This is a genomic window from Pseudonocardia sp. (assembly GCF_050246655.1).
In the GTDB taxonomy this organism is placed as follows: domain Bacteria; phylum Actinomycetota; class Actinomycetes; order Mycobacteriales; family Pseudonocardiaceae; genus Pseudonocardia.
This window is the reverse complement of the sequence record NZ_JBFWVQ010000082.1, coordinates 21,563-28,072: the sequence shown is the minus strand read 5'-3', so window position 1 is coordinate 28,072 and position 6,510 is coordinate 21,563. Positions and strand designations below refer to the sequence as shown.

Sequence of the window (6,510 nt, the reverse complement as noted above, 5' to 3'; positions counted from 1 at the left end):
TCGATCACCACCAGCTTCGCCCCGTTCCTGCGGGCCTGGCTGACGAACGGCCACAGGTGCAGGTGGGAGGACAGCATGTTGTGGCCCCAGACCACGATGTAGCGGGCGTGGACGATGCCCTCCGGGTCCGTGACGGCCGGCCCGACGGTCCGCAGGAAGGCCGAACCGCGCGTCGACGTGCAGAACGTCCGCTCGGTGATCGTGGCGCCGAGGCGGTGCATGAACGGGTTGATCGCCTCGCCGCCGTACTCGGCGGCGATGGCCGCGAACCGGCTGCAGATCTCGTGTACCGCCTCGTCCCAGGAGATGCGTTCGAACTGCCCGGAGCCCTTCGGGCCCGAGCGGCGCAGCGGGTGCAGGACCCGGTCGGGGTGGTAGGCGTGCTTCTCGTAGTCGTTGACCTTCGCGCAGAGCCCGCCCCGGGTGAAGGGGTGGTCGGGGTCGCCGCGCACACCAGTGACGGTGTCGTCCTCGACGGTCACCAGGATGGCGCAGGTGTCCGGACAGTCGTGGGCACAGGCCGCGCGCACGACGCGCGTGCCCGGCTCCTCCTCGACGGGGCGTTCGACGGGTGTGGTGGTCACGGCAGCGGTCTCCTCGATCGGAATCGGCGGCCGGGGCCGCCGCGGCGCCGTCGACGTGGCGGCCCCGCTCGTATCGACGAATGTAGGGCGGCCACGCCTGCGCAAGTACCTGCAGATGCAGGTCGGTCGACGGACCCAGGTTTCACGCCTGTTGCGGCGACGTTGCGGGCATTCTCGAAATGACCTTCCCGGCGTGTCGAACCGTCTCGCGTGCCGGTCCGTGGAATTGATCTGCATTTGCAGGTGTGGCCACGAGGGCCGGGCCGGACAGCATTCTCGGCGGCCGGCCGAGGAAAGGATCACGATGCGTGCCGCCGCTGCCGCTCACTGAGCCGCACCGACCGTGAAGGACCCGCCATGCCCTACGTCATCACCGACGCCTGCGTCGACGTCATGGACCGCACCTGCGTGAGCCAGTGCCCCGTGGACTGCATCCACGAGGGCGAGCGGATGCTGTACATCCATCCCGACGACTGCATCGACTGCGGTGCCTGCGAGCCGGAGTGCCCGCAGGACGCCATCCACCTTGCCGACGCGCTCCCGTCCGATCTCGCCCACTTCGCCGCGATCAACGCCGACTTCTTCACGTCCTCCGAGTACGGCCCGGCGAAGGATGACGGGCGTGCGTCGGCCGTCGATCACCCGTACGTCGCGGGGATCCCGGGCCGTACCTAGTACTCCAGCCGTAGATCGTTATCTTCCGGCGTGGCGGTCCCGGACGTAGGGCGGCCACCGCGTGATCCTCGTCCGTTGTGTCGACATCTGAAGATCAAACGGTGGCCGTGGGCCACAGCGTAGGGCCAGCGCGCTGGCAGGACGAGGCCGACAGGCTGCTCGACCGGATGGCCGGACGGTTCGCCCGGGTCGAAACCCGCCGTAGGTCGCGCGGGTTCGTGCTCGGGTTGCTCGCCGACCTGCCACGCAAGAACTGGGTCGGGGTGCAACGCCAGTACACCGGCACCGCCGGGCGGATCGAGAATGCCCAGGTCGCGGTCTACCTCACCTACGCCGGCGACCGCGGTCACGCGATGATCGACCGCGAGCTCTACCTGCCGAAGTCGTGGACCACCGACCCCGACCGTCTCGTCGAGGCCGGGGTGCCCGACGACATCGAGTTCGCGACCAAGCCCGCGCTGGCCGCCGGGATGCTCACTCGCGCCGCTGAACGCCGGCGTGCCGGCGCGGTGGGTGGCCGGGGACGAGGTCTACGGCGCCGATCCCGTCCTGCGCGCCGAGCTGGAGTCCCGCCGGGTCGGGTACGTGCTGGCCATCGGGTACGACCGCCGCATCCCCACCGCGGCCGGGCTGCTGCGCGCCGACGAGCGCACCGCAGGCCTGCCGAAACATGCCTGGCGGCGGCTCTCCGCCGGGCCCGGCGCGAAGGGCGTTTCGAGACGTCCTGGCTCCCCCGCGTCCCATGCGCGGACGTCGATCAGCGCGGCGAAGCCAGGTCGTGGTCCGGCCAGCCGAGCAGCTTGGCGCCGAGCACGGCAGCGTGGATGGTGAACCGCTGGGCAGGGTCGGTGGGGTCGTTGTCGGTGAGCGTCCTGATCCGGTCGAGGCGGTAGGTGACCGCGCGGACGGACAGGTGCAGGCGCCGCGCAGTTTCGGTGGTGACGCCGCCGGTGGCGAAGTAGGTATCGAGGGTGCGCAGGAGAGGGGCGGCTCCGCCGCGCGCCTGATCAAGTGCACCGAGGACCGACTGAACGAGGTCGGTGATGGCGGGCTGGTCGCGCAGGAGCACGCGGTAGATGAGCAGCTGCTCGGCATGGATCACCGGGGTGTCCAGATGCAGGCGCACGGCCATGGTCATGGCCTCGCGAGCCTCCTCGTAGGAGCGGGGGATTCCGTACGCCCCGGGGTAGGGGCGTCCCACCGTGACCCGCCATGGCCGGCCGCGGGGCGAACGGTTGAGTTCGTCGAGCATGAAGTCGCCGAGCTTGGCCGGCGCCGCCGGCGGTCCGGGCGGGGACGGCAGATCCGCGTCGGCCGGAGCGACGACGACGATCCAGCCGTCCTTGGTGGCCACGAGGACGTCGCGGTCACCGACCCGGTGCACGACCGCGCGTTCCAGCGCGCTGATCGCCGCCTCGGCGTCGTCGAGCCGACCGGTCGGTGCGGCCAACGCCACCTGGTGCTGGCGACCCACGTCCAGCCCGAACGGCTCGGCCCGTTCCACCAGCCGGCCCACGTCCGCGTCGCCGCGCAGCAGATCATCGATGAACTCCCGGCGCAGCGTCTCCTCCCAGCGCACCTTCTGCCGGCGAGCCTCGGTGTAGCCCTCGGCCAGGCTGGCGACCGCTGCGTCGACAACGTGCAGCACCGCGTCGGCGGCGGCCCGCACGGCAGCGCTGTCCCTCGACCGGATCACCATCGGGAGCTCTCCCCACAGCCGCCGCGCCGCGCAGAGGTAGAGCTGCACGGCGCTGCTCGCCGACACGCCGAGCTCGGCCGCCCGCCGGCCGAGCAGGCCCACCGCGGCGAGTTCGGACGGGTGGGGCTTGCGTCCGGTCGTGGCGGCGTCGGCCAGCAGCGTCAGGTAGTCGCCGAGAAGCTCCACCGGCACGCCGCCGGCCTCTCGACCAGCGGCGTGCGCCACCTCGGTCAGCCAGGAGCCGTCGGCCGTCGACGACTCGGCCGGCGTGCGTGGACGATGCTCACCTGGGTCGGTCATGGTCGCCGTTCCGTGCCTGCGTGGGGTCGGTGCAACCATGTCACCACGCTCGCCGGGCAGTGCCTGGGCTGTGGGCTACGACGTCCATCGCCGGTTCCTCGGGGTGCTCGGGCCCTTGCGGTGGCCCGAGCCGTGATCACGTTCCGGGGCCGGATCCGCGACGCGCCCAGCAGGGCGCGTGGGGGTCGACGCGTTGTCGTAGCGGATGATCGCAACCGGGCGATCACCGTAGTGCTGGACGGCCTGGCTGACCGAGCCGAGCACCGTTGCGAGGACGCGACCGCGGCCTCGGGTCCCGACGACGAGCAGGGCGGCACCGCGGGACTGGGCGACCAGCGCGCGTGCAGGGTCGCCGCGGACGAGCACGGTGTGGACAGGCACGTCGGTGAACTCCGGTCGCCAGCGGTCGAGTACACGCTCCACCGTTCTGCGCGCGAGTGCCTGGGCCAGGGCGCACGGACCGGATACCCCCTCGAGATCGGCGGGTGGGTCCGGGGTCCAGGCGTGTACGGCGACCAGGGGGATGCCGCGCTGGCGCGCGGCCTGGAACGCGAACCCGACCGCGGGGGTGCGCGTCGCGGCTGCATCGACGCCGACGACGACGCGGGGTGGTGACCACCGAAGATCGTCGGCGCAGTCGGGCGGTGGGACGACGACGACGGGACAGCACGCATGCGCGGCGACCTGCACGGACAACGACCTCGCCAGCAGGGCGCGCAGCCCGGACCGACGCCGGCGGCCCAGCACGACCAGGCACGCGCCGGTGGCTTCGCCGAGCACGGCCCGGGCCGGTGGCCCGCACAGCAGCAGCGGCGACACCTCGACGTCGGATGCGACCGAGCGGGCGCGGGCGACTGCCCGGGCCAGCGCGTGCTCGGCTGCCGCCCGCGCCATGAGGACGCCGTCCGTCGTCGGGACGACGCCGTACGGGTCGACGGGCAGCGGCAGCTGGAAGGCGTGCACGACGTGGAGCGGGCGCCCCCGGGCAGATGCCTCGGCGCTTGCCCAGTCCACCGCATCGCCGGCCGAACCGGCCGCATCGATCCCGACGACGACGGGAGCCCGCCCTCGCGCCGGACTCATGGCTCTGCCACCGCGCGCGCTGTCGTCGCCACGGTGGAACGCGCCCGAGCGGCCGGGGCGACGCCGCGGACAGCGCCGTCCTGGGCGGGAGCCGGCTGGATGATGATCTGCATGCTGACCTTGGCCTTCCGGTCGTCGGCCGTCGTGATCCGCACGGCATTCGTCAGGTGGACCGACGGCGGGTGCCGTGCGGAGGCCGGCAGATCAGCCAGATCAGTCCGATCGCGCAGGCGAGCGCGAGCGCTCCTGCGAGCCACCCGACCAGCAACATCAGCGCGATCAGCACCACCGCGACCGTGATCGCCGTCTTGGCCGGAACCCCGAGGGGCTGGCGGTCCAGGCGTTGCGCGCGAGCGTCGAATGCCTGCGGGAACTCGCTGTCGTCGGCGATGAGCTGGCGTTCGAGCTCACGCAACGCCTTCCGCTCGTGATCACTGAGCATGACGCACCTCCTGCTGGAGCGACCCTCCGCGAACCGTTCGGGTCCAACCTCGGTCACTTTGTATCGTACCACGATATATCGTGAGACGATACAGTTCGACGATGGCGCAACGAGATGCCGGGCCGGTCGGGGACGGCGAGCCGGTCGCAGGGCCGTTGACGAAGCAGGACTTCGAGGCGCTGGCCCGGTTCCGCTTCGGGATCCGCCGCTACCTGCGCTTCAGCGAGGAGACGGTGCGCAGCTACGGGGTGACCCCGCAGCACTACCAGCTGTTGCTGGCCTTGAAGGGTTTCCCCGGCCGTGAGTGGGCGACCGTGCGCGAGCTGGCCGAGCGACTCCAGCTGCGGCATCACAGTGTGGTCGAGCTGGTCAACCGGGCGCAGGGCCAGGGGCTCGTGGAGCGCGCACCGGATTCGGACGATGCGCGCGCGGTGCGGGTGCTGCTGACCCGGGACGGCGAGCAGATCCTGGCCCGCCTCAGCGCGCTGCACCGCGACGAGCTCCGCCGCATGAACGGCACGCTCACCCTTCCCACCTGGCACGGCGAACCCGAGGAGGGCGGCGACGACGGCCGAGGCCTCAGCGCTCGGTGACCAGGGTTGCGATCTGTGCGCCGAGCGCGAGGTCGGGCACCGACCCGAAGGCGTGGCTGCGCAGCCGCCCGGCCCGGTCGATCAGCATCGTGGTCGGGGTGCCCTGCCATTCGGTAGCGGGCGAAGGTCACCGGTGTGGGGTCGTCGCCGTCGTGGCGGTCGATCGCGATGGGGAAGCGCAGCCGGTTCTCGTGGGCGAACGCGCGCAACGCGACCGGGGTCATCGCCTCGTGGTGCTCGAAGACGGTGTGCAGCCCGAGCACGACGACGTCGTCGGCGGGGAACGTGCCCGCGACCCGCAGCGCCTGCGGAAGTGAGTGGCTCACGCAGCTGGGGCACAGCATCTGGAACGCCTCCAGCACGACCACCCGCCCGCGGAGCTCGGCGAGGGTGACCGGATCGGAGTTCAGCCACTCGGTGACGTCCAGTTCGGCCGCCAGCACCGGCTCGTCGGTCATGGGATGTGGTCTTTCCCCGCTCTCCGTGAGCGGCTACGCTAGCACGAGATTTAGGACTCCTAACTCGTCAAGGAGGTCTGCGTGACCACCACCGCGCCGTCCGGATACACCTACGACGACCCGGCGCTGCCGCCGTCCCCGGTCAGCGTCGAGGACCTGGAACGACTCAAGGCGAGCGTGCTGTTCACCGACGACGACGCCGCCGCGCTCGCCATGGCCGGGGACGTGCTGGCCGACCAGATCACCGACGTGCTCGACACCTGGTACGGCTTCGTCGGCGCGCACCCGCACCTGGTGGCCTACTTCGCTGACCCGGACGGCGAGCCGATCAAGGCTTACCTGGACGCGGTCTACCAGCGCTTCGGGCTATGGATCCTGGACACCTGCCGGCGTCCGTACGACGAGCGGTGGCTCGCCTACCAGCACGAGATCGCGCAGCGGCACACCCCGGACAAGAAGAACCGCACCGACCGGGTCGACTCGGCGCCCGCCGTGTCGCTGCGCTACCTCATCGCGTTCGTCTACCCGATCACCGCCACGATGCGGCCATTCCTGGCCAGGAAGGGGCACTCCGAGGCCGACGTCGAGCGCATGCACCAGGCGTGGTTCAAGGCGGTCACCCTGCAGGTCGCGCTCTGGGCCCGGCCCTACGCTGCTCGAGACTGGTAGGGACGAG

Annotated in this window: 8 protein-coding genes and 1 pseudogene; 5 read left to right on the top strand and 4 right to left on the bottom strand. The window is 71.4% G+C overall.

Features of this window, described 5'->3' with window-relative positions; all coding sequences use genetic code 11:
- Positions 1 to 584 (bottom strand): molybdopterin-dependent oxidoreductase (locus AB7J25_RS22075; RefSeq protein ID WP_428511647.1); only part of this gene is annotated, 584 nt, incomplete at its 3' end.
- A 357-nt stretch (positions 585 to 941) separates the two neighbouring features.
- Between AB7J25_RS22075 and fdxA the strand changes: the two genes are divergently transcribed.
- Both fdxA and AB7J25_RS22065 read left to right on the top strand, forming a co-directional pair.
- A complete protein-coding gene (gene fdxA / locus AB7J25_RS22070) occupies positions 942 to 1,259 on the top strand; it encodes a ferredoxin (protein ID WP_428511645.1) in 318 nt (105 codons plus the stop codon).
- A 167-nt stretch (positions 1,260 to 1,426) separates the two neighbouring features.
- Positions 1,427 to 1,885, top strand: a pseudogene (locus AB7J25_RS22065) (transposase); the annotation flags it as partial.
- A 131-nt stretch (positions 1,886 to 2,016) separates the two neighbouring features.
- On the opposite strand, the gene AB7J25_RS22060 reads toward AB7J25_RS22065, so the two are convergent.
- From AB7J25_RS22060 to AB7J25_RS22050, 3 genes are all read right to left on the bottom strand, one after another.
- A complete protein-coding gene (locus tag AB7J25_RS22060) occupies positions 2,017 to 3,258 on the bottom strand; it encodes a PucR family transcriptional regulator (RefSeq protein WP_428511641.1) in 1,242 nt (413 codons plus the stop codon).
- Positions 3,259 to 3,333: 75 nt separating this feature from the next.
- Positions 3,334 to 4,341, bottom strand: coding sequence for a universal stress protein (locus tag AB7J25_RS22055; protein ID WP_428511639.1), 1,008 nt, complete (start codon positions 4,339 to 4,341; stop codon positions 3,334 to 3,336).
- Between the two features lie 163 nt (positions 4,342 to 4,504).
- Positions 4,505 to 4,783: a DUF3040 domain-containing protein gene (locus AB7J25_RS22050; RefSeq protein WP_428511637.1), complete on the bottom strand. Its 279-nt coding sequence runs from the start codon at positions 4,781 to 4,783 to the stop codon at positions 4,505 to 4,507.
- Between the two features lie 101 nt (positions 4,784 to 4,884).
- On the opposite strand from AB7J25_RS22050, the gene AB7J25_RS22045 reads away from it, so the two are divergent.
- The 3 genes from AB7J25_RS22045 to AB7J25_RS22035 all read left to right on the top strand — a co-directional run bounded on the left by AB7J25_RS22045 (position 4,885) and on the right by AB7J25_RS22035 (position 6,503).
- Positions 4,885 to 5,376, top strand: a complete 492-nt coding sequence (locus AB7J25_RS22045) for a MarR family winged helix-turn-helix transcriptional regulator (protein ID WP_428511635.1) — start codon at positions 4,885 to 4,887, stop codon at positions 5,374 to 5,376.
- A 152-nt stretch (positions 5,377 to 5,528) separates the two neighbouring features.
- Positions 5,529 to 5,693: a hypothetical protein gene (locus AB7J25_RS22040; RefSeq protein ID WP_428511633.1), complete on the top strand. Its 165-nt coding sequence runs from the start codon at positions 5,529 to 5,531 to the stop codon at positions 5,691 to 5,693.
- Positions 5,694 to 5,915: 222 nt separating this feature from the next.
- A complete protein-coding gene (locus AB7J25_RS22035) occupies positions 5,916 to 6,503 on the top strand; it encodes a protoglobin domain-containing protein (RefSeq protein ID WP_428511631.1) in 588 nt (195 codons plus the stop codon).
- Positions 6,504 to 6,510 lie beyond the last annotated feature (7 nt).